Genomic DNA, 25,677 nt, shown 5'->3' with positions numbered 1-25,677 from the left:
CTCGAAATTGCCTTATCAGCAGCAACAAGCCATTAGGATGTCCAAAAATCCAGCGTGCGCCAGCCGGAGGGAGACCGAATGCGTAGCCTGTTTACCGCACTTGCCTTGATCGTAACCGGCCTGACAAATCCATGCGCGGCGATCGCACAGGCACAGTCCTCGGCCGCACCTCATCTGGAGCGGCGGGGCGAAGCGACGCAGCTCATCGTTGACGGCAAACCCTATCTGCTGCTGGGCGGTGAGACGCGGAACTCCAGCAGCAGCGATTTGGCCTTCATGGCGCCGATCTGGCCCAAGCTGAAGTCGATGAACCTTAATACCGTTCTCGTTCCCGTTGCTTGGGAAACGATCGAGCCGGAGGAAGGTCGATTCGACTTCAGCAATGTCGACGGGCTGCTAAAGGGCGCGCGCGAAAATGACTTGCGCATCGTCATCCTCTGGTTCGGCGCATGGAAGAACACTTATTCCAGCTACGTCCCGGCATGGGTGAAGCGTGATCAAGACCGCTTCCCCCGCGTACAGACCAGCGATGGTCGAGGGACCGAACGGCTATCGCCGTTCTCGTCAACCTCGCGCGACGCCGATGCCCGTGCCTTTGCTCAGCTCATGCGCCATATCCGCAAGGTCGACGGCACACAGCACACGGTGTTGATGATGCAGGTCGAGAACGAAGTCGGCATCATCCCGGAATCGCGCGATCATTCGCCTGCAGCCGAAGCAGCCTTCAAGGGCCAGGTGCCCGATGCGTTGATGCGCCACCTCTCTGAACGCCGCACGATGCTGCATCCGGAGCTTCGAACCGCCTGGGAAGCCGCAGGCGCGCATACGACCGGAACGTGGCAGGAGGTATTTGGCGACACCAGCATGACCGATTCGCTGTTCATGTCCTGGGCCTATGCCACTTTCATCGAAAAAGTGACCGCCGCCGGGAAGGCGGAACATGCGCTGCCGATGTTCACCAACGCCGCGCTCATTCGGCCGAACTACGAGCCCGGACAGTATAATTCTGGCGGACCGCTGCCTTTCGCGATCGACATATACAAGGCCGGCGCGCCATCGCTGGATTTTCTCGCGCCCGACATTTATTTCGAGGATTACGTAAACTGGTCGTCGCAATATGCCCGTCGCGACAATCCGTTGCTTGTCCCTGAGGCGCGGGGTGGAGCAGCCGGTGCGGCCAACGCACTCTTCAGCTACGGCACGCTTAAGGCGATTGGCTTCTCGCCCTTTGGTATCGATGGTCAGGGCGTGGTGCTTCAGGGCGACGCCAGCATCGGGCTCAGCGCCGCCGGCGACGGGGACCCGGCAATGGCCGCGCTCTACGGACAACTTGCGCCCCTTGCTCCGATGATCCTTCAGAAACAGGCGGACGGCCAGATCACCACCGTCATCATGGAGGGCGGCGCACAACGCGCTGGTCGCGGTCGGATTGGCGACTACATCGTGAATATGAGCCGGGCGGGCGGCCCCAAGGGAGATGTCGATCAGATGAGCCGCATCGCCGCGATGTTCATGCAGACAGCGGCAAACGAGTTCATCGTCGTTGGCAGCGGCGATTCGCAGCTTAGCTTCACTACCGATCGCCCCGGTGCGCCGATCGTCGGGATCGAGAGTATCGACGAACAGCTTTTTAGGGACGGCCGGATGGTGACCGGCCGGCGCCTCAACGGCGATGAAACCGGTCAAGGTCAGTCGCTGCGCCTATTTTCCGGGGATGCCGCCAACCGGAAGGTCTATCGGGTTCGATTGTATCGGTACCGCTGACGTTTGTTCCACGATCGATGGAGAGTCTGTCTGCTGAGAAACAGCGGCTATTCCCGACATCACTCCCGAAAACGGTCTGTCGGCTCCCGGCCCAGCAGCTGCCATCGTCACGCTAGCCATGCTGAACGGCTGGAAGTGGGCCGTTAGCAGACTGGTGGCTATAGGGCAGTTGCGCGAGCAAAGCGGACCTTCGTTTAGCTGGTGGCCGAAGCCGTAAAGAACTAATCTCAGCTGTTCGAGCAACTATTCCTCTCTCCGAAACCGGTCGTCCATTCATGCCGGCTGTCGCCCGCGCTGACGTCGGGCCCCCCTGCTAGGACCTCTTGGGATGGGATACGGCCAGCCCGACGCTCGACAGGAACAACGGATCCTCCGACCTTTCGGGAGTGAGGTCTACGAGTTCCAGGACGGCCTTGCGCGCTCGTCCGACGTTTGTTCGATCGGTTCCGTTTCTTTATCTCGCGATGGTGCGACGATGCCCATCGCGGGCGTCGGCAACAATACTTACCCAGTTCGTGGGATCGGTGGTCGACATCGAGAACCTACCCTGTAATTTACGGGGCGTCGGACAGGCTCGGAAGGAGCCGTCAGCCGCGAAGCGTGGTGATCAGGGCCGGCGGCGGGATGGGTAATGCGGCAACAAGACACGATCCACTTCTTCGACCCAGACGCCGGCGATGATCCGCGCTCGTTCTATCACGTGCGCCGCCAGATGCCGGTGGGGCAAGGCGGGTTTCATGTCGGCGGCCTGCGATTCCTAACCGCACATCCTTGGAATGACCTGCCGGGACATCGGGCGGCGCGTTTCACCAATGCCGAGATCCTCTACGTATACGACTGCGGGTCCGAGCCGAAGAAGCATGTCTACCGCGAGATCGACAACCTGCTCGACAGCCGGCCGGACCGGCAGCTCAACATCCTTGTGCTTTCGCATTTTGACCGCGACCACATCTGCGGAACGCCACGTCTACTCCGGGCATCGGACGGGTTCAACGTCGACACGATCATCCTTCCCTTCGTCGACATGGACGAGCGGATCGTCGCGCTCGCGAGGGCGACTGCATCGACCGAGAGCTTCGGCGGCCATATCGACACCTTCTTCGTCAACATGGTCTTTGAGCCGACCGCGACGCTCGCGGCATTCGGACCCCGGCGGATCATCTTCGTACGCGGGGACGGCGGCGAAGGGGAGCGCGGCCCAGGAACGAAGCCCGACCCGGACGGCGACTTCGATCCCAAGGCAGCTGGTGACCGAGATGGCCCGGTCCGTGTCGACCTCAAACCCGCTTACCCCGACGATCCGCAGCGGCCGCTCGAGCTTGCGAGCATCGGCTTCGAGAACGGCAGCGAGGTGCTCGAGGTGCGCCACGCTGCGGCGGTCATCCACGATCCCACCTGGTCTCTTCTGTGGAAGCTAGTGCCCTGGGTGCGCCCGGCCGATCCCGCGGCGATCGCCGCCTTTCGTGCCGGTGTAGAGACGATTTTCAACTGGAAGAGGGGGACTTTCGACTCCCGCATCACCGACGGCAATGTCCGCAAACAGATGGTGACCACGAAGCGGACCAAGCTCGCCCGACTGTATCGCACCGCGTTTGGCGACAAGAACCTGACATCGCTGTGCCTCTACTCGGGGCTGGTCACCCCGGCCGACTTCGACGCGATGGCGTTGGAACCGATGATGGAAGCGCACGACCTCACCAAGATCGGCTGGCTCGGCACGGGAGACACTCATCTTATCGAACCGGGCGAGCGGGCCGCGTTCGGAAAAGGCTATGGCGCTGACGTCGACCACACATCGACCTTTGTCTTCCCGCATCACGGGTCAATCAACAACAGCGACCCCGACCACCTGGTAAGCGACGCCGACCATTGGGTAGCAGCTGCCGACCCGATCCATGATTGGGAGCATCCGCACTGGTCCCTTGAGGCTGCCGTCAGAACGATGGAACGTACGTTTCACCGCGTCCGCTCGCCCGAAGCGACAGGTTTCGATGAGACGTTCCTGGTGAGCCCGAAGGTATGACTGCGAGCGGCCATGGCGATCGATCGAGAACGGGCCCGCCTGGGATATCCAGATCTCAGCCGAGAAGACGAAGGCGTGATGGTCGCGATCCCGGGGCCACATGCGTATTTGGCCCTAGCAGCTGGTGCTCGGTTAGCCGGCTTGGACGCAGGCAGGCCTCGGCGGAACTGGATCTGCGCCCACTCACACGCCTGACAGGCCTCAACATGTGGGTAAGTCCTAACACCCTATATACCACATCCTGAATGTAGTGTATGATGTTCCCATATCGTTCCGGATAGCGGCAGGGAGGATCGGGGATGCGCGGCGATTACAGGCTCACCAGCTTCGCATCCGGCTGCGGCGACAGCATTCTAATCGAGGCGCACGACAAGGTGGTGATGATCGACATCCACTATCGGTCCGGGAGGGCGCAGGACGAGAATGACGACGAGGCGCCCGATTTCGCTAAGGACATCCGCGCTGCATGCGGGAACGATCACCTAGACGTGTTCGTCTCCACCCACCCCGACAAAGACCATGTTGGCGGCTTTTGCGAGATCTTCCACTGCGGCTCGCCCGAGAGCTGGGACAACGATCCCGAAGACTCTGATCCCAAGATCATCGTGGACGAGATCTGGTGCACCCCGTACGGCCTAAATCCCCACTACGTCACCGAACAGTCGAAGCCCATCACCGACGAGATCAAGCGGCGCAACGCGCTCAAGGGCACCGCCGCGGGCGAGCGCGATGGCAACCGGCTCAAAGTGATGGATACCAGTCGGTTCACGAACGGGGCTATCGCCACCGACTTCCAATGGCGTCTTCTCGCGCCGACACCCGCAGAATGGAATATCCCCAAGACCGCCGAGGGCTGCCCTCCCGCATCCTCGAACCCCACCAGCCTCGTAATCCAGTGGACAATCCGGCGATTCGGCGGCGAGAATCTGATCCTAACCTGCGGCGACACCTCGGTCGAGGTGCTGGAGAGGCTGGAAAAGGAGGTTCACCGCAAGACCCCCGACCAGCTAGCGTGGCACGTCCTGCTGGCGCCGCATCACTGCTCGCGCCGGTCGATCGGACGCGTGCTCAACGGCGGCTGTAAGGACGAGGAGTTCACCGAGTCGGCCGAGGCGTTGAAGGCACTCGGCGAGCAGCGCGGCAACGGATACGTCGTGTCGAGCAGCCGGCGCGTGGTGCGGGGCGGCGACACGCCGCCGTCATGGCACGCCAAGCGCCGCTATCTGCGCATCCTCGCCAACGGCGGCGAGATCACCGGATCGGTGGAGGGCCGCTTCCGCTGCACCGGCGGGAACGGAGCCTCGGACCTTCCGGCCCATGTCGTCTTCAACCTGACCAGCGGCGGCCCGTCACTCGCGCCGGCAAAGGTGCCGGCAACCGTCGGTCTCGGGGGCGGCGGCGCGGCGGTCGGAGGGGGCGGCTCTTATGGCTGACGGCAGCGACGAACCCGTCGATGGCGAGATCGTCGCGGAGCCGGACCTTAGCCAGCTGCTGGAGATCGCGCGCATCTCGCAGTCCGCTGGTGTCGTCGCGTCGTCAATCGAGCTACGCCGCCTGGACGAAGGCGAGATACTGACCTTCGACATCATGACCGAGCCGACGGTCGAGGAACCGGCAGCCGACGTGCGCGAGGTGGAACGCATCCATTTCGTTTACCGTGAGGGCCGCGCCTTCGGTCGCGCCGCGCCCTACAATGTGCTCTGCGACCGCGAGGACTTCCCGCGCAAGATCGGCCATCTCTGCTCGGGCGAGTCCGGGTGCCGTGCAGCACCCTGCCTGGCACTCGGCGGCATACAGCCGATCTACGAGCGCGCCGGCATAGAGGCCATCATGACCCGCCTGCGTGACTTCCTGCGCGACGCGAAGACGGGCACCCTGATGATGGATGGCTGGGAGCCGGTGCCGTTCGGCGTCGGTCAGAAGCTGCGAATGGGCCAGATCGAGCCGAGCGTCTTCCAGGAGCATGCGCTCGCCAACCCCGGGGCGGGAAGCGCGGTCGGCGTTGCGATCAACTTCGATGACGACGAGCGCAAGCAGGTGTCCGTCTTCTCGCAGATCCTCCAGCCCCATGACGTCATCAAGGCGCTCGGCCATCACAACGGGAACTTCGGCGGTGAGCGGCACGCGATCCCGTGGGTGTTCGTATGGCGCGAACCCTCGGCCGTCGAACGTGACCCGCTGTTCGAGACCTGGCGGGCCGGCGGCGAGCTGCTGGAGGGCATGAAGGCGATCGGCGTCGACGCTGCCTTCGTCTCCACAATCCTGCAACTGCGGAAAAACGACGTAGACTTTCGGTGCCACCGCCCGCCGCTCGGCGGGAAGGCGATGGTGGTCATCATAGGAGTGTGGCGACCGGCGCCGATCATGAGCGCCTTCTTCGGCTATTCCGACGACCCCGCCGCCCGGAGCCTCGAACTGCGGGCCTTCCTGATCTCGCAGGATCTCGACAAGGACATCCTTGACGCCGACACCCGCATCGAGACGATCGTCGGCGACTATCCGCCACGACCATCGCTCATGCGCTGGGTGGCCGGGGTTGACCCGCTGCCGCCGGTCGCGCTGCTTGGGCACGGCGCCCTCGGCAGCGCGATACATGACAACCTCGCCCGCTCCGGAATGGAGGACGTGCTGGTGTGGGACAAGGACCGGATCCACCCGCACAACCTGACCCGGCATTCCGCCCGCACGAAGGACATCTACGCCAACAAGGCCGACCAGGCGAAGCGGCTGGCCGACGCGCTCTGGCGTGACGAGGGCCAGTCCGCGGCCGTGCGGGACGACATTGCGACCGCGCGGATCGACGAACTCAAGGGAAGAACCGAGGGACGGCTCGTGATCGACGCCAGCGCCGACGAACAGGTCCGGCTGCGGATGGACGAACTGCGTGGATCGGCAGACGCGACCATCGTGAGGACCGAGATGTTCCACCAGGGGCGCCTCGGAATGACGTTCGTGTCGCCGCCGGGCGGGCCCACCATGTCGGACATGATGCTCGCGACGATCGGGCTTGCACCCGACGATCCCGACGTGGCGGCCTGGCTCAAGTACGAGGATCGGCATCCGCTGGGCCCCGACCCGCTGCTCTACGGCTTCGGCTGCACCTCTATGACGGTGCACCTGCCCAAGCACGCCGTCGAACAGCACGCGTCGGTCGCCTGCACCGCCATTCTCGGCGACCGGAGCGAAGCCGGCATCTTGCTCAATCCGCTTGACGAGCGGCTCCGGCCGACGGGCTCGCGCTGGGTTCCCATGGAGGCATTCACGGTCCTCCGACCCCCCAGCGCGGACGAGTGGCAGATCCGCGTCTCGCCTTCTGCCATCGCGGCCATGGCCGCCGAGCGCACCGCCGTGCTTCCGGCCGAGACCGGTGGCTATCTCTACGGCAGCTGGGACCCGACGCGTCGGGTGATCACCGTCATCCACGCCTCCTCCCTTCCGCCTGGATCAGAGGCGACCGAGACCAGGCTCGAACTCGGCAAGGCCGGCGGCACCCTCGCGGAGCGACGGCTGACCCGCCTTTCCCGTGGCCGCGTCTATCTGTGCGGCACTTGGCACAGCCACCCGGACGGATCGGCGCATATGTCGGGCCGCGACGATCGCGCCATGACCGCTCACGCGGAGAGGGACGCACCCGATCTGCGGCCGACGCTGATGATCATCGTGGCGCAGGACGACATTCAAGCACATCTGAGGCTACCGTGATGGGTGACCTGCTCAAAACCGGCATCAACACGAAGTACCTAGCCCCGATCATCGTGGCCTATGCGGCCGCGGCCGGGTTGCTCGGCATCGACCGAGTGGCGCAGGTCCAGACCCTCCTCCAGCATGCCGGATTCGCGGGAGTCGCCGGCATCGTCATGCTAGTGCTGCAGGAACTCTTCCCCCGATCGGTGAAGGAGGTGCTCGTCTTCTGGCGGCTCCGCGACCGAGTCCCCGGCTGTCGGGCGTTCACCGGCTTCGCCCCCAAGGACCCCCGGGTGGACCCGACCGACCTCGCCGTACTGCTTCCGTCGGCGCTGATGACCCCGACCGAGCAGAACGCGCTCTGGTACAAGTGGCTGAAGGCGACGGAAAACGATCCCGCAATTGCGGACAACCACCGTCGCTTTTTGATCCTGCGCGACAGCGCCGTGCTTCTTGCGCTGCTCACGCTGGCCACCCCCGTGCTACTCTTGTGGCCGGCGAGCGACCCTGCACGGATCCTCATGCTCGGCGGCGGGGTGCTGCTGACCTATGTCTTCGTGGCCCTGTCCGCCCGCAACGCCGCTGTCCGTCTCGTCGGGAACGTGGTCGCGCGTAAGGTGGGGACGGCGTGATGCCTCGGATCCATGATCGAAAGCGCGGTCGATGAGGATCGACATCCACGACGTCGATCACGGCGGGTGCACGGTGATCACCGGCCCAGCCGGGCACCGCCTGATGCTGGACTGCGGGCTGTGCAGCGATAGGCCATGGTATCCGTCCATCGCCTACAGGGGCGAACGCATCGCCACCCTGATGCTGATGAACCTCGATGAGGATCACTGCGAGGATCTGCCTCATCTATGGCGCGACTGCCCGATCGGCGGACTGGTAACCAACCCCACGATCGACTGGCGGGCGCTCAGGTCGATGAAAGCGGAATGCGGCATGCGTGCCGGCGTCGCCGCCGCGGCCGGCATCCTCGAGCGTTTAGGTACCGGGTTCCTCGGCGACTGGTCCCATGACCTGGGCGGCGTCGCCTGGCACGTATTCTGGAACCGCTATGGCGTCGACTTCGCCGACACGAACAACCTCAGCCTGGCCGCATTTGTACGCTTCGGTCCGTTCACCATCGTGTTCGGTGGCGATCTGGAGCGAGCCGGTTGGCGTCAACTCCTGAAGAATCCTGCCTTCCGTGCGAAGCTGGCGACCACCACGGTGTACGTCGCGTCCCACCATGGTCGCGAGAACGGCTGCTGCGAAGAGATCTTCGAGATCTGCCATCCCGAGCTCGTCATCTTCTCCGATGGCCGTAAGCAGTATGGTACCCAGGAAACGCGGAACTGGTATGCCGCTCGCACGCGGGGCATACCCGACTTCAGCAGGCCCGGAGGTTTGCTGGGGCAGCCGCTCCGCAAGGTCATGACCACTCGACGGGATGGCAGCATCACGATCGATGTCGGGACAGATGGCAGGTTCTTAGTGTCGGGCACGCGGGAGGACAGGGCACCGGAGCTGCCCGACCTTCTCGCAAGTCTTCGCTCGTTTGGCTAGAACGATACCGAGCGCCCAGGATCAGCGGCGCGGTAAGCGAGCGTATCGGGTCCGCCGACTGCCGGGCGAAGCGGACCACGAGCGTCCCATTCCAGATTGCTGACGCGCTTTCGCCGCGAGAGCCAGGCCGTGGCTGCTTGGGTGCTGACGCCGCCGGGCTATGATCCCAGGTCGCGCACGACCTATCCCGCCGTCTACACAGCCGGTGCGTTCGGCGCTGGGCACAAGCTGACCGGACAACAGCTTTCGCGCATGTGGCACCTGATGGAAACAGGTGCCATGCCGCCGATGATCTGGGTCGCCCTTGATCACTCGTCCGCGACCGGCACGACAGAGTTCGCCGACAGCGTAAATAACGGCCCGTGGGGCGAGGCGCTGGTCAGCGAAGTGATCCCCGCCCTTGAGGCCAAATACAGGATGGACGCCAAACCGTCCGGGCGCTTTCTGACAGGGCACAGCTCGGGCGGCTGGTTCGCACTTTGGACCATCGTCCGCTACCCGCAACTCTTCGGGGGCAGTTGGGCAACGGCGCCTGACCCGGTCGACTTCCACGACTTCCTGGGCGTGGATCTCTACGCGCCTGTCGCCAACATGTACCATACCGCCGGCGGCACGCCGCGCCCGCTCGAACGCGATCACGACAACGTGGTCGGAACAATCAAGGAAGCCGTCCGGCTGGAGCGCGTTCTCGGTCACAACGGCGGCCAGTTTCGCTCGTTTGAATGGGTCTTTTCACCCCGCAAACCCGATGGCGAGCCCGCACGCCTGTTCGACCGGGAGACCGGCACAGTCGATCCCGCCGTCGCAGCCTATTGGCGTGAGCGCTACGATATCGCGCATCGGATCGAAGCCGACTGGCCGCGGCTGGGCGGGCACCTCAACGGCAAGGTTCATGTCGTGGTTGGAACCGCTGATTCCTACTATCTGGATGGCCCCGTGCGTCGGCTCGATGCCGCGTTTCGCAACGTCGGCGGTCGTGCCGACTTCCGCTACGTGCCGGGCGCCACGCACAGCATGTCTATGCTTTACGCGAAGAACGGCGACCGCGACGCGTTGTGGCGTGAGATGTCGCGCGCGATCTATGCGGTGGCCAGACCCGGCCAGACGTGGGGTGCGCCTCGTTGATGGCGCCGCATGCAGCAACGGATCAGTGAAAAGGGGTTCTTTTTGGAAAGATTCTCTCAGATTGAGGCCGCCACGGTTGCTGATGCGCCAGCAATTCGCGCTCTGATCCGCTCAGCTTACGCGCTCTATGTCCCTCGTATCGGCCGCGAGCCAGCCCCGATGCAAGCTGACATGCTTGCGCTGATCGCACGCGGAGGCGTGTATGTCCTACGCGCTGGCGGCAAACTGAGCGGTTCGGTTCGCCTGACGGCTAAAGGGGACGCGCTCGAACTCAACGATCTGGTGGTCGATCCGGCTGCACAGGGGCGTGGTTTCGGTCGTTTACTGATGAGCTTTGCGGAAGAGACAGCAAGAAAGCGTGGGTTCGGAGCCCTAACTCTCTACACCAACGAGAAAATGGTGGAGAATATCGCGCTTTATTCACGTCTCGGCTTCGAGGAAACCGAGCGACGGAAAGAAAATGGGTTTGATCGGGTTTACTTCCGCAAGCAGATCGTCGGCTAGCGCGTCCGGGGTAGGTATGACGCTAAAGGTGGTAATGACGCCTAAATCGGTGAACATGAACCTACGGCAGCTTTCGAAATTATGGATCCGGACGAGAGCGGCGACTATTGGGCCGTAAGCAGTCGAGCGTCGACCACCATGTCTAAGGCTGTCGACAGACGACCGGCAAGCCAGCTGCCGCGCACGTTTTGCAGACCTGCAACCCGACCGCAATGTCGAGCATCCTCGGGCGATAGCCCTGCGCGACGATGAACCCACAGATAAAGGCAAACGCCTGCTCTTTGCGGTCCCTCCTCGGACGGCAGCGACGGGTAACAGCTCCATTCAAAAGCCCCATGACCCCGGCCGGAACACAGCGTAAACCGATGAGAAGTTAAACGACTTGCTCTACGACGGCTCAGCCAGCTTGACCGCGTTTCGCCCCGCCTCCTTCGCAACGTAAAGCGCCCTGTCCGCCCGTCTCAAAACGGCATCAGCGGCCTCCCCCGGTTGCAAAACGCCGACACCGGCGCTTATCGTCACCCGCGGTTCGACCATTTCGCTCTCGATTGCGAGCCGAACGCGCTCGGCGATCGCAAGTGCAGCTTGGGACGTCGCCTCGGGCAGCAGGATCAGGAACTCTTCGCCACCCATTCGGCCGATAAGATCGCCCCTGCGCAATTCCGATGCTGCCCTCGCCGCCACCCGAACGATCACCTCGTCGCCTATATGATGGCCGTGGCTGTCGTTGACCCGCTTGAAGTGATCAATGTCAAAACTGACAACCGATAACGGTTTTCCCGAAGCCTCGAATTTTCGCACTTCCTCGTCCAGGACGAACGTTGTCTTTCGGCGGTTTGAGATACCGGTAAGTTGATCGGTCTCCGCCAAGATGGTCGCTTCACGTGCAGCATTTTCGGCTTTGGCGCGGGCGTCCGTCAGCGCGCTCTCATGAACGACTTGCGCCGTGATATCCCGGATTATCCCGAACAAACCTGCCGAATGATCACCATCCCCTCGGTCGATCTCTCCCTTCGAAAAGACGTGCCGAACCTCGCCGTCAGGACGGATAATACGCGCAGTGAACTCAAACTCCCGCCCTTCCGCAATCGACTGGTTCAGGTGCGCCGTAACGACTCCAACGTCTTCAGGATGATACGCGGCAAGCGCACTTTCCACAGTTGCCGGTTGAAACCTCGTAAGGCCATGAATTCGATAAACCTCGTCGGACCATGTCAGCGTATTCGTCGCGATCTCTAGTCGCCAGTGGCCCACCTGAGCGGCACTCTCGGCCAACTGCAGCAGACGCATTTCCTGTGCCAGCCGTTCAAGCAGCTGTTTTCGGGCCGCGAGCAGCGCAGCAACCGGCAGGGCGCCAGCAAACAGGACCAGCAGATAAAGCTGAAGAAACAAACTACGCACCAGTGACTCGGCATAGACAGTCACGATCGGTCCTTGACCAAACACCAGCGCCACCGTGCTGATCGACGCGACGATCAATACGCCAACCGCCGCGCCTAACGGGCCAAGCGCCAATGACGCGAACAGCACTGCCAGCATTGGTAGCGAAAGCAGCGGATAGCTGTCTTGGAAAAAGGCTAGCAAACCTGCAAGCGCGACCGTTGCAAAAACTAGTAATGCCTTGGGAATAGACCGCAGTGCAGTTCTGATCGGGCTGCGATACAGCTCGCGTCCGATGATCAGAATCATGGGGGTAACAATTAGCACGCCCAGAAGATCGGTTGAGAACCAGTTCAACCAGAACGACAGCGCTGTTGCAGGCGCAAGCAACGCCGCGGTCGTTGCGCCAACCGCCGTCGAGGCCGTCGCTGCAACACAGAAATAGATCAGCGCTTTGGGGTCGTTGAACGAGACGCGCGACCTGAACCGTGACCGCAACAGCCACGCGCCGAATGCCGATTCCACCAGGTTTGCGACAGTGAACGCAACGGACACATACGCCGTGTTATCGGCCTGCAAATTGGCAATCAGGCTCGCCAACCCGGCAGTGGCCAGATGATACTGCGCGTTACCTTTGCCGGACGCAAGCATCGCCGCAAACAAGATGCCGCTGGGCGGCCAGATCATCCCAATTTCATCGGGGCCCCCGGCCAACGAAAGGGCAATAACCGCTGCGAAATAATAAACGACGCCCGTGACGAGTGGCGCAATCGCTCGCCGCGGAAAGCCAGGGAAAGACTCGAACATCCCGCTAGCTTATGCCGCAACTGTTAAAAGGCTGGCGTCAACGCGCCCGGCTCGGCGCAAATCACCAGAAAATTTCTGGGGTATCCGCGACGATCCCACCCGCAGAGCAGCCTCCGAATCATACCACCGTCGTCGATCCAGCGGCTCCACTTGATGAGTTCGCGAAGAAACAGCCCGAATGCACCACCGCGCAAAGGACGGCAGGCCGAGATACAGAAAGGTTCGCCAAAAAATCGCAGGGCCAGCCTGCCCGACAATGCGAGGACCATCAGGTTCTCACATCAGCCTGCCCGACTGTCTGACTGGACCAGCGCCGAGCACGAATCGAACGCCGGCCCCGCGCCAGCGAGCAAATTAAAGATTCGCTTCCATCAGCATCTACAAGCCGTTGCTTAAGACGGCCCGCTCCCACCCGAACCAACATCCTTTACTATCGGCGCCATATCATCCGCCATCAGGTCTTCACCACCGTTCAGCAGACGGCGGGCCATCGACTGCAACTTATTAGACGCCTCTAGCAGCACATCCGCGTCTGTGACGAAAGGACTTTTCGCATTCCCGCCAATCAACAAGGTTCGCATGTTCAGTTGGACGCTGACAACATCGTGAAGCAGGAAAACAATCTCCCTCAACTCGGCGCGTGTTGGTGGCGCCTCCAGATATTTCAGTCTCTCCTGAGGCGATTTTCTCATTACACTAGCCTTCATAGGCAGATTGGTGACTCCCGTGGACATCGCGTCATTGCATCGTGGGCGGGCCGTCATCTTCGACACCCGCGTTCATCATGCGTCGAACAATTGCCTGAAGCGTGTGCGATGCCTCAAGCGCCGCCTCCGCACCAGTTAGGAGGGGGCTGTTGGGATCTCCAGCGATCAGGGTTGCCCGCAGGTTGATCTGGCACATCATCATTTCTTGCAGCACGAACACAATCTCGCGAAGTTCGCGTCGGGTAGGTGATTCATCCAGATACCTAAGCTGTACTTCGACGGACTGCCTCATGCTCAGTTTCCTCTCGGACCAATGTTACCCCTGGGATAGTTATAGCGCGGCTAAATCATCGAACTGCCCTTCTTCCTATTGCCATCGGCCGCGAGACCGGAAATTACGACCGCCTTTGCCCGGGCGATAGTGTAAGGCGTATCAACGCTCTCGGCTGCTTTTCGCGCCGTCCGGTCTGGCGGGAATGAAGATGCCGTGATCGGCGGCTATATTCAGTCGTTAAGGCCAAGGCTGCTCTGTTCCAGCAGCTGGTCCAGATGGCGTATGACCATCGCCTTTATCAGCACGGACTCCGGCTGGCTGGTCGTCGGCGAGAGATTTTTCGAGACAAAACCGACCGATTCGCGCGCCAGCTGGGCAAAATCCGCGAAATCGGCTTTGGTATTCCCAAAGCTTCCGAAGATCGCTGCCGTCAGCTGGGTTAACAGAACCCGCTGCGCCGCGACCTGCGCCGCAAGGTCGTCGATGGTTCTCGGCTGTCCCATGCTCTGCCCTCCTCATGCTGTTTCCCTCAAACACCACGATAACTGGCGGGGGCTTCGCGTCCAGCGTCACGCGGCCGACACCCCCTTTCGGCATTGGCGTTGGCACCTGGAAGAGATGTATGTGAAACTTAGCGGCGAGATGGCCTACCCGTGGCGAGCAGTGAATCATGAAGGCGAGGTGCTGGAGAGCTACATCACCCGCACTCGCGACAAGAAGGCCGCGCTCACCTTCGTGAAGCGGCCGTTAAAGCGCCATGGCGCTCCCGAGGCGATCACTACCGATAGGCTTCGTTCGTACCGCGCAGCAATGGACGAGCTCGGGAATCGGCAAAAGCATGAGACAGGTCGCCGGGCCAACAACAGAGTGGAGAACAGCCACCTTCCCTTCCGACGACGAGAGCGAGCGATGCTGCGATTCAGGCAGATGAAGACGCTGCAAAGGTTCGCCGGCGTTCACGCCAACGTCCACAACCACTTCAACCTCGAACGCCACCTTGTTGACCGCCAGACTTACAAGGATCGACACTCCGCCGCATGGGCGGAGTGGCAGCTCCTCGCAAGCTAAACCTCCGCCCTACCTGCCCCTCCTGCATCGTGTGGAGGGCGGTTCGCGTTAGACTGACAGCACCACGCAGGCGATTGGGGAAAGCCGTCGGACGGCATAGCGCGTCTCATTGCTGATCGCGTGCCGATGGTTCAAAGGAGGGATATGGCGCTTGAGCAACAGGTTAATATCCCAAAGGGCGGGCCGGTCTTAGATCCTGACCTACCGCAGCGGCGTCTAGCCTTGGTAGCGGAGGCGGCAGAGCGGCTTCTTGCGGCGGACGATCCCGCTCGGATGGTCGATGAGCTCTTCGCGCTAATCCAGACAGAACTGCGGCTGGACGTGTTCTTCAACTATCGTCTGGAAGAGAATCGCCTGTTGCTCGAAGCCCATGGTGGCCTCACTCCCGAAGAGGCGGTCGCCGGGGCCGAGCTCGAGCTGGGTCAGGCTGTGTGTGGTTGCGCCGCCCGGGATCGGCAGCGCTTCCATGTAACGGGCGTACAAAAGTCCGATGATCCGCTGGTCGCGTTCGTTCGGCAGGTTGGGCTAGACGCGTACGCGTGCACTCCGCTCCTACACGGGGACACCTTAATCGGGACGCTTGGTTTCGGACGACGGTGGGCCGACCGCTTCACCGATGATGAACTGCGGTTCCTCCATACGCTTTGCCATTTCGTAGAGTTGGCTAAGTACCGCTTCATGGTCGAACAGAAGTTGCGGACCGGGTTTGAGCAAAGGAATAGACTCCTTTCCGAGCTAAACCACCGCGTGCGTAATGCTCTGCAGCTTGCGGTAAGCGTCGTCCGTCTTGAAGCAGCGTCAGCAAGGGGCGAAGCTTTCTTGAACGCGCTAAACAGAGCCGTCGAGCGCATTGAGGTAATCGCGTCCGCCCATCGGCCGATCTACGCATCGGAAGACTTCAGCATCGTCAACATCTTCGATCTACTTGGCGCCGTCGGCGAGGCCGCGACGGATCAAAAGCTAACGGTGACAGGCGCGCGGGATGTAAATCTACCGATTGAGCAGGGGGTGGCGTTGGCACTACTCGTCCATACAGCGCTCGCGGAAAGCTCGGCAGCGAACGAACCGGCCACCGTCGAAGTCGTTCGAGGACATGCGCGACGTGGACGGCGGTTGAGTTGACCGGCTTGCGATCCCCGTCGCAGGTGCTTTCGGGACGTTTTCCGCAAGCGTTGCTTCGACAGTTGCGGGCCGTGGCCGAGCCAAAATCTAACGTATTAATCATCCGAATGCAGGCGACGCCAAATGTCTGATAGCACTCCGAAGCTCAACCTGCTGATTGTAGAGGACGAGGCGCTGATCGCGATGACGGTTAAGGACGCCCTGCTCTCGTACGGCCATACCGTCGTGGGCATTGCCGATACCGTGACGTCAGCTCTCGATATTTCACGATCGTGCCCGGTCGACCTAGCTCTTTGCGACGTGCGATTGGCAAATGGCGACAGCGGCATCGATGCAGCGGACGGGCTGGCGCAGCAGGGCATCCCTGTCGTTTACTTGAGCGGCAACTGCCCACCAGATGCGGTCAGCCCGCTTGTAGTCGGCTGCATCAGCAAGCCATTCCATACCGCCGGCCTCAATTCGGCGGTCTTAGTGAGTTATCAGATTGCAAAAGGCGGTGAGCGAATTGAGGTGCCACCAGCGCTGACGCTCTACAATTGACTGGTCCCGCCGTTGAGCGCAGCTCTCGACCATTTCTGCCCAAGAGCTACCTGACCACCAACAACCGCCTTCAACCATGCCAAGGTTGCAAAAGTGGCGACATATGCAACGTTCGGAAGTCAGGACACCGCGACAGTGCCTCGGTAGCTAGCGCCCACATTGCAGGCGTTCAGTGCTGATCCGGAGCTTGCCGAGAGCTGCCGATGCCGAAGGAGTGACTTATGGCCTGGGCCATCGCCACGACGAACACCGCGCCTTCAAACGCAGCGGTGGGCATTCGGCTGCTAGCGCGGAACCCCCGCTCCCCCAGCGCTTGTCCAGTCCATCGAATCGGAACTGTGAGGACGGGAAAGCGGCGACGAGCGTCTGAAGGCTGGCGGCCATCATCCGTCCGCCGAACAGGACAATGATCAGACCGGTGGTAGCCCCTAGCAGAGCCGCTAGGCCGGCGGAATATATGATCCGCTGATGTGCCAAGCCGCATGCCAGACCTGTTTCGGCGCCCACGACAAAACCTTCCAGCGCGGCGGCAAACGGGCCGACCGCCTGACCGAACAGCAGGCGAAGGGTATCTTTCCCAATCATGTTGGCGACCGCGCCGAGTGTGAGTCCGCCCAATGCCGCGCCAGGCACTTGCCAATGCCGACCGTGCATAAGGACTTTGTATGACAAGCAATTCCAACCGCGATGCCGACTCCCGCCGCTCCGCCTGAAACGGCTGACACTAGGACGATCACCAGCAACAGCGACACCGTTCCGTCGCGGCTGAAGTGAGCAGCTCCAGCAAATCCGTAAACCAAGCCTACTAAGGCGCCTGCTAGCAACGCACCGGCAATGGCGACTGACGTCTGGCGAATGATGCTGTCGCGGATGAATATCGGCGTCGGTTCTGGCTGCCGGTCCGATGCTGGCAAATCAAGCGGCGCAATGAAGCGGTAGCCGTGCTTCCGCATGGTTTCGATAAAATTCGGAGCAAGGGCGCTGCCACCCAGTGCCTTTCGCAATGCGCGGATCGCCTGTGTTAAAGCTTCGTCGGTAACCGGCACGCCCCGCCAAACCTCATGCATGACGCGGTCCTCGGTAACGAGCGCCCCGTCTCCTTGCACGAGCAGGATCAGCACATCCATGTAGCGGGCAGGCAGATCGATCGGTTCGGACCCCCGCAACAGCCTGCGATCACCACAGTCCAGACGGAATGGCCCAAACAGTCGCGCGTCAGTGCTCTTTTCAGAGATTTCTTATATCCTTCTCATGCCGCTCATCACGCGATCGACCATCGATGGCGCTCCTGCAATGCGGAGGCAAGATTATGCGTAAGGCAATTGATCAACGTTGGAAGGCACGGTTGGTACCAGGACGGATAGTGGGCTGGGGCACGATTGTGCTGCTAACCATCCTACCGGCTGTGGCTATGCAGTTCACGAGCGAGGTCAACTGGACGATGGCGGACTTCGCATTCGCCATCGTGATGCTTGGCGGCGTCGGCCTGGCGTTCGAGATGACCGTTCGCGCAAATGGCAGCTGGACCTATCGCGGTGGTGTAGCGATTGCCTTGGCTGCGGGCCTGCTCCTGCTCTGGGCTAATGCTGCGGTAGGCATCGTAGGCAACGAAAGTGACGACATAAACCTTTTGTTCGACTTGGTTCCGCTTCTTGCCCTTGCCGGCGCAGCGGGTGCGAGGTTCCGACCCTGCGGTATGACAGCCGCGATGCTTGTGGCCGCTGTCGCACAGATAGCAGTGGCAACAGTCCTTCAAGTGCAGGGGCACTTTTCCTGGATATTCTCGACCATCTGGGCCAGCGCCTGGCTGCTTTCCGCTTGGCTGTTCCGCAAGTCTACACTGCATCGCTGAGCCGCGATCGGTTCACCGCCTGTGGAGCAGCCAAGCTCCGCGGGTCGGCGCCGGTATCAGTTTCGGTCGCAAATGCTGCCTGTCCGCTTTCCCCCTAACTTCTCCGGCGAGATTAGCAAACGGCGGCTTTCAGAATGAGCGTGTACGTAGCCGAGTGTCTATTCTTGGGGCGCTCAGCGGACGGTAGCTTGAGCGGTTCGGCCTCTCCCCAGCTATGTGCCAGGGAGAGACTTGCGATCAGTCCTGTTCCTGTTCCTTGGCGGCGTTCTTCAACGCACCCTTGCCCATTGCCGAGACAAGCACGTTACCGTCGGCGCTGAAGTTGCTTGCCGGCAGCATGGCGATGCGGTCGCCGACCCGGACCGCGAGCGATTCGATCCGACCACGGGCATTGCGGTTGACCTGCTCGAGGCGGCCGACGAGGCGACCGCGCGCATCTTCGACCCGAGTGCCGGGGTCGAGCGCGGGCGTTGAGCTGCCGCCCAGCGAGAGCATGCCCTCTCCCGCGCCCGCGGCGGATCCCGACGCGCTGCCATTACCGGCCGACCCGCTGCCCGAACCCGCAGCGTCGAGCGTACCACCCAGCCCGCCCGCAGCGCCTTGCGCGCGCCCCACGGCCTGACCCGCCGTGTCGGTCGCACGATCGCGCACCGCGCCGCTGGTGTCACGCACGCGGCCGACCGCGCCGGTCGCCCGCTCGCGCGCGCCCTGCACGGTGCTGCGCAGGCCGTCGGTGCCGATCAGGTCGGCCGAGGCGCTGCCGGAGGCTCGGCCCGACGCGCTGCCGCTGCCCGCCCCGCCGACGCCGCGGCCCAGCGCGCTGGTGCTGTTGTCGATCGCGCCGGCGATCCCGCCATCGGCGCTGCCGCCAGCCGCGACGCGGCCGCTGCGGCGATCGGCGCTCTTCTCGACGTCGGCCGAGCCGCGCGCCGACTTGGCGGTACGCGTGGTGCTGGTGATCGGTTCGCGGGTACGCTCAAGGGTGCGGTCAAGTGAGCCGCCAAGCCGCCCGCCACCCAGCGTGCCGCCGAGTTGACCGCCTAGGCTGCCCCCGAGCGAGCCGCCCAGCCCGCCACCGCCCAGCAACTGCGCCGAGGCGGGAGCGGCGATCGTCAGTGCGGTTGCCGCGACAGCGGCGAGAAACAAGGTCTTCATGGTCGTTCCTCCTGATCGGACGCCATGTCGCATGGCGCTTCGGAAGGGGAACGGATGCCGTTTCGCCTTTAATCCAAAAAAATTCAGCGCGGCCGCGTGGCGCAGTCGCCGCACAGCACGCCGCGCCCCAGCCCGCGCTTTCCGCGCCCTTTCGCCTCCCGATCGAGCCCCGCCAGCGCGCCGGCAATGTCCTCGCCCAACTGCGCCGAAAACCGCGCGGCGACGAAAGGCGCGGCGAACGAGGTGCCGCGCAGCTTACGCGCTTTGCCGTCCAAGCCCAGCCCGAGCAAGTCCGCGCCCGGCGCGGCATAGTCAAGCTTCGCGGCGCGCCCGGCCTCGATCAACACCCGCCCGCGCGCATCGACGCCAGTCACCGCGATTGCCTCGGGATAGCTGGCCGGATAAGCCGGTTTCGCCGCCGGGCCGTCATTGCCGACCGCGGCGACAATCACCGTGCCCAGCCGCCGCGCCGCCGCGACGATGCGGCCGAGCAGCGGGTTGCGCGGTCCGGCGAGGCTGACCACCACCACCGGCACGCGCTCGCGCGTCATCCACGCCAGCGCCTGTCCGATCGCGGCCGCATTGCCGCCGGCCGGATCGCCGCCATAGACGTCCGCGACATGGAGCCGCGCGCCGGGTGCACTCGCCCGAACCCCGCCGCCGCCGGTCAGCAGCGAGGCGATCGCTGCGGCATGATCGTTCGGACGCGGACCGCCCTGTGCAAAGCTCTGCTGACGCGCGAGACCAGGCGTGCCCGGCGGCACCGCGCCATCGACGATCCCGATCCGCCCCTTCGCGCCGCCGGCCTGAATCGCGCTGCCGGTGGCCGGCGCGCCCACCCCACCGCTCGCGAAGTAAAGCGGATCGGCGCTGACCTCGCGCCCGTTCGCGACCGCGCGCAATTGCTTGAGCGCACGCGCCAGCCCCATGCCGCGCGGCGTCGCGAAGCGGGCATAGCCGACGCCCAGCTCGTCCAATTCGATTCGCTCGATGAGGCGAAAGCCGCGTGCCGTCGCCGCCTGCGTCACCGTCTCGTCGGCGTCGAGCACGATCAGTTCGTTTGCGCGCACGGCGTTACCTTCGGGATCGATCGCCACGCGGTCGGGGTGTCGCCGCACCAGATCGCGCACGCGATCGGTCTGCGCGCGCACCAGCGATTGCGCATCGCCCAGCCTTTCGCTGACCTTGGGCAACACACCGTTCACGCGATCGACCACCCCGCCGACGCGCGGCAACTGCGGCAGCAATTGCGCTTGCGCCGGCCCCATCAGGCACAATGCCAGCGCGATCAGCCCGGTCCACTTCATGCCCGCCATCCTAGACTTGGAAAAATTCTGCGTCATGCTGGATGAAACGAGTTGCCGCGTCCGTTTCATCCACGAACCTGAAGGAAACACCGGTTGCACTTCGAGGAGCAACTGCTCGACCACCTGCCGCGGTTGCGCCGCTTCGCCCATGCGCTGGCGCGCAATGGCGCGGATGCGGACGATCTGCTGCAGGCCTCGGTTGAGCGGGCGCTGCAGCGGCGCGAGCAATGGGAACCGGGCACGCGACTGGACAGCTGGATGTACCGCCTAATGCGCAATCTGTGGATCGACACCGTCCGCGCTGAAACCCGCCGCGGCGAGACCTTCGTGGCGCCCGACGCCGGCGACCTCATTGGTGCGGACGGCAATCAGGAATCGGTGGTCGAACTCGGCAAGGTCGGCGCCGCGCTGCGTCGGCTACCCCCCGAACAGCGCGAGGCGGTTGCGCTCGTCGTGATCGAGGGGTTCGCGTACAAGGAAGCCGCCGAAATCCTCGACATTCCGATAGGCACGCTCACCTCGCGGCTGGTGCGCGGGCGCGAGGCGCTGATGGCGCGGCTGGGAGAAGCGGCATGACGATCGATCCCGAAACGCTGATGGCCCATGCCGATGGCCAGCTCGACCCGATCGAAGCAAGACGCGTCGAGCAGGCCATCGCTGCCGATCCTGCGCTGGCAGAGCAGGTTGAACGTCATCGCGTACTCGCCGCTTCGTTGCGCGACGCCTTTGCCTCCGTCGAACGCGCGCCAGTGCCGGCGAACGTAGAGACACTGCTGCGCGAGTCATCAAAGGTCGTGCCGCTCACCCGACGCTCCCCGCGCAACGAGCGCCCCTTCTGGATCGGCGCGGTCGCGGCCAGCCTGATTGCCGGGCTGTTCGCCGCGCCGCTGGTCATGCCCCGCAGCGATCTCGCGATCGAGAACGGCCGCACGCTCGCCCGCGGTGACATCGCCCGTGCTCTCGACACGCAACTCGCCTCGACGCAGACTGACGCCACCACCGTCCGTATCGGCGTTACCTTCCGGGACAAGGCTCAGCGCCTTTGTCGCAGTTTCGAGCGCGGCGCGACTGGCGGCATCGCCTGTGCGTCAGGCAAGGATTGGCAGGTCGAGCGGCTCTATGGCGGGATGGCCGCGCGGGGGGCCGAATATCGGCAGGCCGGTTCACCCGCCGCCGAACTGATGGCCGATGCGCAGGCGATGATGGCAGGCGAGCCGCTTCATGCCGCCGCCGAGGCAGCTGTCATTGGCGAGCGGTCTCGATAGCGCAGGGAACTTTCATCACGGCAGCTTTCAGGCGAAGCAGTGCTGCTGTGAAGTGGCAGCTCTGGCGCGCCTTGCCGACCGGCCGGCAAGGCGGCCCATCGACAAGGCTGATGGCCGCCCGGATCAAATCTCCGTTCTCTCCGCAAGTATGAGCCCGTCCTCGATGTCCACGCCGAGGTACCTGACGGTGTTTTCGATCGTGGTGTGTCCAAGCAGGATTCGGATGGCCCTGATGTTGCCGGTTGCTCGATAGATCATTGCCGCCTTGGTTCGTCGAAGTGAGTGGGTCCCACATTCAGCGCGTCGCAGCTTGCTATCGAGCGCGAGGTCGAAAAGCGCCCGATCGCGGATCCGTGCTTCGCGATCGAGGTAAAACCGCACCGCCCAAATCTGCTTCTGCGTGAGCGGTCGTTTGGCACCGACCATCTTTCCCGCGTTCCATGCAGGGCAGTTCTCCATAGCAGGGTCGAATTGTGAATGTCCCCTCGTTCTTCTCCACGGCCTTGATTGGCCATGGAGATACTTGCGCGAATGTCCTTCATCTCGGTTCCGGCTGATGGTTGCAGCTTCCAACCATTGCCCGTCGTTCGACTGTCCGCCCCGCTTCCGAAAAGCGGACAACCTCGGGCTGAACGCCGGCGAGAAGCGGACTCCTGCAACGCTACGGCATCCGAGCTCAACACGCGGCGCGGTGTTACGGGTACCTGGATCAGGTTTGCGGTCTCTGGCCATCTTGCCATATGAGCGCGGGGATGTTTACCGAGAGCAGTTTGGACAGGCGTAACAGCGACGAACGGGAGCTCATCCGGTCCATCCGGCTCTCGCCAATCGCATCGATCGTCACAAATCCCACGGTTCACGACAATCCGATCATCGCGGCTAACCGGCAGTTCGAGCTCCTTACCGGCTATTTCGAAAAGGAGCTGGTCGGTCGCAACTGCCGCATTCTGGCGGGGCCGGAGACCGAGCGGATGCACTCCGCGGCTCTTGCTCAAGCAGTCGCCACAGCGACCCCCATCGTGATCGAGCTTGTCAATTACCGAAAGGACGGCAGCAAATTCCTGAACGCCGTCATGATCGCTCCTGTCTTCAACGAAGAAGGGGATCTAGCCTATTTTGTTGGCAGCCAGATGGAGGTCGCTGAAGGCCAGAGCCACGATCTCCGTATGTCAGCTGCGGCTAGGATTGATCAGCTTACAAAGCAGCAGCAGACCGTTCTGCGCCTGATGGCACGAGGCATGCGCAACCGTCAGATCGGCGATCAGCTGGGCCTCACCGAGAAGACCATCAAGATGCACCGAAGCGCGCTGTTCAAGCGGCTGGGCGTATCCAGTGCGGCTGAAGCGATGCGGCTGGCGATCGAGGCGGGGTTCTAGTTCGACGCACTGCCCTTCTCGGCACAGAACGCGAATCCTGTTGCGCAAACGTTCCGGCCCAGTATGGACTTTAGTCCATATTGTGAGCCGGGGGGCTAGCACAGGATCAAGCGTTGAGCACAGCTGACACCAACAAACAGCCTCCAGCCGAGACGTTCCAGCTGCTGGTGGACGCTGTGACGGATTACGCGCTTTACATGCTGGACCCTGAGGGGCGCGTCATCACTTGGAACGCTGGCGCACGCCGCTTCAAGGGATACGAGGCTGACGAGATCATTGGCCAACACTTCTCCAAGTTCTTCCTGCCGGACGATCAGCGGAGCGGCCTGCCCGCCCGCATCCTGAAGACGGCTGCGGAGCAGAAGCGGTTCGAGATGGAGGGATGGCGGCTTCGCAAAGATGGAGAGAGGTTCCTCGCGCATGTCATCGTAGATGCCATTCATGACGAGAATGGGTCACTTATGGGCTTCGCCAAGATCACTCGGGACATAACCGAGAAGCGGCGCCTCGAGCAGGCTACCTATGATAGCGCGCTTCAGCTCAAGATGCTGGTCGAGGGCGTGCGGGATCACGCTATCTACATGCTCGATCCGCATGGCAGGATCACCAGTTGGAACTCCGGCGCACAAGCGATCAAGGGGTACGAGGAACGAGAGGTGCTGGGGCAGCACTTCTCCCTCTTCTACACTGAAGAGGACCGTGGTCGCGGAGCTCCGGACATTGCTTTGAAGACAGCCTTGCGGGATGGGAAGTTCGAAGCAGAGGCTCAACGGGTTCGGAAAGACGGCTCGCCGTTCTGGGCTCACGTGGTGATCGACCCTATCTACAATGAAGCGGGCGAGCATGTCGGCTTTGCGAAGATCACGCGCGACGTAAGCGAGAAGAAGCAGGCAGAGCAGGAACTACGCCATACCCAAGAGGCACTGCTTCAATCGCAGAAGCTGCAGGCCTTGGGCGAGCTTGCCGGTGGCATCGCACACGACTTCAACAATCTGATGACGGTGATGCGCGGCTCAGCGGACTTCTTGCTGAACCAGCCGGACCTGCCCCTGGAAAAGCGTAACCGCTATTTGAGCGTCATGCTGGAGACGGCTGAGCGGGCGACCAGTTTGACATCGCAGTTGCTCGCCTTCGCTCGCCGCCAGCCGCTTGAGCCTGAGGTCATGGATCTCAGCGTCCGGCTGGATGCCATGGGAGAAATGCTTCAGCGCACGCTCGGCAGCGTCTACGATCTGCAGCTTGATCTTGCCCCGGCGCTGTGGCCAGTCGAGATCGATCCAACGGGGCTCGAAGCGGCATTGCTGAACGCGGTCCTGAACGCCCGCGATGCCATGCCGGATGGTGGCCGGATCACCATCTCGACCGCGAATGCCACGCGGGAACAGGGTGACGGCGTTCTGCTGTCGATCCAGGACACCGGCGAAGGCATCCCGGCCGAGACCCTGGAGCGCGTCTTCGAGCCGTTCTTCACCACCAAGCCGACCGGCAAAGGCACTGGCCTCGGCCTCTCGCAGATTCACGGCTACGCGGTGCAGTCGGGCGGATCAGCCCGCATCGAGTCCGAAGTGGGCAAAGGCACGCTGGTCGAGCTATGGCTGCCCCGAACGGAGAAGCAGCGCCAGAACGAGCAAGCGTCGGCCGGTGACGCCGTGCTCCCCAAGGGGCTTAGAGTTCTGCTCGTGGAAGACAGCGAGCATGTCCGATACTTCGCGCGCCAACTGCTCGAGGATCTCGGCTGTGAGGTGGTCGAGGCGTCCGAGGGGCACGAAGCGCTGCGCCTGATCGGAGAATATGAAGTCCATCTCATATTCTCCGACATCGTTATGCCTGGCATGAGCGGGCTCGAATTGGCCACCCAGATAAAGGAGTCGCGAAGCGAGCTGCCCATCCTGCTCGCCAGCGGCTACAGCAGCAAGCAGTTCATACCCATCAACGAGCGCAAGTTTCCGATACTGCGCAAGCCGTACAAGCTTGAAACTCTAGCCGCTGGCATCAAGCAGTTGGTCAATGCGTCCCCGTCATCGCGACCAGACGCGGAACCGACTTGAAGCAATCGGCTCTTCTCGCTTGTTGAAGTAACATCGAGGTTCTCGGCGCGGCACGGCAGCTATCGCCGAACTGCTGCCTAGTACCGGACTGGCAGCTAAGTCCCCAGACCCAGCCTTTGAGACCT

23 protein-coding genes and 1 pseudogene are annotated in these 25,677 nt (G+C 62.7%); 16 read left to right on the top strand and 8 right to left on the bottom strand.

The features are described 5' to 3' along the window. Positions 1–78: 78 nt before the first annotated feature. The 8 genes from ACAX61_RS14120 (at position 79) to ACAX61_RS14085 (ending at position 10,651) form a co-directional block, all read left to right on the top strand. The gene (locus ACAX61_RS14120) at positions 79–1,764 is read left to right on the top strand and encodes a GH35 family beta-galactosidase (RefSeq protein WP_370715486.1); all 1,686 of its coding nucleotides are present in this window, start codon (positions 79–81) and stop codon (positions 1,762–1,764) included. Between the two features lie 631 nt (positions 1,765–2,395). Beyond that, positions 2,396–3,787 (top strand): ComEC/Rec2 family competence protein, encoded by a 1,392-nt coding sequence (locus ACAX61_RS14115; protein WP_370715485.1) that lies wholly within the window; start codon positions 2,396–2,398, stop codon positions 3,785–3,787. A gap of 299 nt (positions 3,788–4,086) precedes the next feature. Then, entirely contained in the window at positions 4,087–5,220 is a 1,134-nt protein-coding gene (locus ACAX61_RS14110; RefSeq protein ID WP_370715484.1) for an MBL fold metallo-hydrolase, read from the top strand. Further along, entirely contained in the window at positions 5,213–7,489 is a 2,277-nt protein-coding gene (gene cap2-3, locus ACAX61_RS14105; RefSeq protein WP_370715483.1) for an anti-phage 6A-MBL system cap2_3 protein, read from the top strand. The genes ACAX61_RS14110 and cap2-3 overlap by 8 nt, the downstream gene beginning before the upstream one ends. Next, a complete protein-coding gene (locus ACAX61_RS14100; protein WP_370715482.1) occupies positions 7,489–8,103 on the top strand; it encodes a hypothetical protein in 615 nt (204 codons plus the stop codon). The genes cap2-3 and ACAX61_RS14100 overlap by 1 nt, the downstream gene beginning before the upstream one ends. Positions 8,104–8,134: 31 nt before the next feature. Then, positions 8,135–9,022, top strand: a complete 888-nt coding sequence (locus ACAX61_RS14095) for a ComEC/Rec2 family competence protein (RefSeq protein ID WP_370715481.1) — start codon at positions 8,135–8,137, stop codon at positions 9,020–9,022. Positions 9,023–9,151: 129 nt separating this feature from the next. After that, entirely contained in the window at positions 9,152–10,147 is a 996-nt protein-coding gene (locus ACAX61_RS14090) for an alpha/beta hydrolase-fold protein (protein ID WP_370715598.1), read from the top strand. A gap of 9 nt (positions 10,148–10,156) precedes the next feature. Continuing rightward, positions 10,157–10,651: a GNAT family N-acetyltransferase gene (locus tag ACAX61_RS14085; RefSeq protein ID WP_370715480.1), complete on the top strand. Its 495-nt coding sequence runs from the start codon at positions 10,157–10,159 to the stop codon at positions 10,649–10,651. Positions 10,652–11,038: 387 nt separating this feature from the next. Here ACAX61_RS14085 and ACAX61_RS14080 read toward each other — a convergent pair whose 3' ends face one another. From ACAX61_RS14080 to ACAX61_RS14065, 4 genes are all read right to left on the bottom strand, one after another. Beyond that, positions 11,039–12,838, bottom strand: coding sequence for a sensor domain-containing diguanylate cyclase (locus tag ACAX61_RS14080; protein WP_370715479.1), 1,800 nt, complete (start codon positions 12,836–12,838; stop codon positions 11,039–11,041). Positions 12,839–13,230: 392 nt separating this feature from the next. Continuing rightward, complete coding sequence (locus ACAX61_RS14075) at positions 13,231–13,545, bottom strand: hypothetical protein (protein WP_370715478.1); 315 nt, start codon at positions 13,543–13,545, stop codon at positions 13,231–13,233. 31 nt (positions 13,546–13,576) lie between these two features. Beyond that, the gene (locus ACAX61_RS14070; RefSeq protein WP_370715477.1) at positions 13,577–13,837 is read right to left on the bottom strand and encodes a hypothetical protein; all 261 of its coding nucleotides are present in this window, start codon (positions 13,835–13,837) and stop codon (positions 13,577–13,579) included. A 212-nt stretch (positions 13,838–14,049) separates the two neighbouring features. Then, entirely contained in the window at positions 14,050–14,322 is a 273-nt protein-coding gene (locus ACAX61_RS14065) for a hypothetical protein (protein WP_370715602.1), read from the bottom strand. A 52-nt stretch (positions 14,323–14,374) separates the two neighbouring features. Here ACAX61_RS14065 and ACAX61_RS14060 point away from each other — a divergent pair. The 3 genes and pseudogenes from ACAX61_RS14060 to ACAX61_RS14050 all read left to right on the top strand — a co-directional run. Then, positions 14,375–14,887 (top strand): annotated as a pseudogene (locus ACAX61_RS14060) (IS6 family transposase); the annotation flags it as partial. A 144-nt stretch (positions 14,888–15,031) separates the two neighbouring features. Then, complete coding sequence (locus tag ACAX61_RS14055) at positions 15,032–16,009, top strand: histidine kinase dimerization/phosphoacceptor domain -containing protein (protein WP_370715476.1); 978 nt, start codon at positions 15,032–15,034, stop codon at positions 16,007–16,009. A gap of 123 nt (positions 16,010–16,132) precedes the next feature. After that, positions 16,133–16,549: a response regulator gene (locus tag ACAX61_RS14050; protein WP_370715475.1), complete on the top strand. Its 417-nt coding sequence runs from the start codon at positions 16,133–16,135 to the stop codon at positions 16,547–16,549. A 581-nt stretch (positions 16,550–17,130) separates the two neighbouring features. Here the strand turns inward: ACAX61_RS14050 and ACAX61_RS14045 are convergent. After that, entirely contained in the window at positions 17,131–17,715 is a 585-nt protein-coding gene (locus tag ACAX61_RS14045) for a winged helix-turn-helix domain-containing protein (RefSeq protein WP_370715474.1), read from the bottom strand. A 143-nt stretch (positions 17,716–17,858) separates the two neighbouring features. Here ACAX61_RS14045 and ACAX61_RS14040 point away from each other — a divergent pair, with 143 nt between their 5' ends. Beyond that, positions 17,859–18,401, top strand: coding sequence for a hypothetical protein (locus ACAX61_RS14040; protein ID WP_370715473.1), 543 nt, complete (start codon positions 17,859–17,861; stop codon positions 18,399–18,401). A 237-nt stretch (positions 18,402–18,638) separates the two neighbouring features. Here ACAX61_RS14040 and ACAX61_RS14035 read toward each other — a convergent pair whose 3' ends face one another. Next, positions 18,639–19,556 carry a hypothetical protein gene (locus tag ACAX61_RS14035; protein WP_370715472.1) on the bottom strand — a complete coding sequence of 306 codons (918 nt, stop codon included), beginning with the start codon at positions 19,554–19,556 and terminating at the stop codon, positions 18,639–18,641. An 83-nt stretch (positions 19,557–19,639) separates the two neighbouring features. Beyond that, positions 19,640–20,863 (bottom strand): S8 family serine peptidase, encoded by a 1,224-nt coding sequence (locus tag ACAX61_RS14030; protein WP_370715471.1) that lies wholly within the window; start codon positions 20,861–20,863, stop codon positions 19,640–19,642. 93 nt (positions 20,864–20,956) lie between these two features. Here ACAX61_RS14030 and ACAX61_RS14025 point away from each other — a divergent pair, with 93 nt between their 5' ends. Both ACAX61_RS14025 and ACAX61_RS14020 read left to right on the top strand, forming a co-directional pair. Next, positions 20,957–21,439: an RNA polymerase sigma factor gene (locus ACAX61_RS14025; RefSeq protein WP_370715470.1), complete on the top strand. Its 483-nt coding sequence runs from the start codon at positions 20,957–20,959 to the stop codon at positions 21,437–21,439. Then, on the top strand, positions 21,436–22,128 hold the full coding sequence (locus ACAX61_RS14020) for an anti-sigma factor family protein (RefSeq protein WP_370715469.1): 693 nt from the start codon (positions 21,436–21,438) through the stop codon (positions 22,126–22,128). Before ACAX61_RS14025 ends, ACAX61_RS14020 begins: the two co-directional genes overlap by 4 nt. 123 nt (positions 22,129–22,251) lie before the next feature. Here the strand turns inward: ACAX61_RS14020 and ACAX61_RS14015 are convergent, their stop codons facing one another. Continuing rightward, a complete protein-coding gene (locus ACAX61_RS14015; protein ID WP_370715468.1) occupies positions 22,252–22,554 on the bottom strand; it encodes a site-specific integrase in 303 nt (100 codons plus the stop codon). 326 nt (positions 22,555–22,880) lie between these two features. Here ACAX61_RS14015 and ACAX61_RS14010 point away from each other — a divergent pair, with 326 nt between their 5' ends. Then, positions 22,881–23,504, top strand: a complete 624-nt coding sequence (locus ACAX61_RS14010) for a LuxR C-terminal-related transcriptional regulator (RefSeq protein ID WP_370715467.1) — start codon at positions 22,881–22,883, stop codon at positions 23,502–23,504. 113 nt (positions 23,505–23,617) lie between these two features. Next, positions 23,618–25,552 carry a hybrid sensor histidine kinase/response regulator gene (locus ACAX61_RS14005; protein WP_370715466.1) on the top strand — a complete coding sequence of 645 codons (1,935 nt, stop codon included), beginning with the start codon at positions 23,618–23,620 and terminating at the stop codon, positions 25,550–25,552. Positions 25,553–25,677 lie beyond the last annotated feature (125 nt).

The sequence above is a fragment of the Sphingomonas sp. IW22 genome, from assembly GCF_041321155.1.
In the GTDB taxonomy this organism is placed as follows: domain Bacteria; phylum Pseudomonadota; class Alphaproteobacteria; order Sphingomonadales; family Sphingomonadaceae; genus Sphingomonas.
The sequence above is the reverse complement of the archived record's forward strand: the minus strand, read 5'-3'. Positions and strand labels throughout refer to the sequence as shown.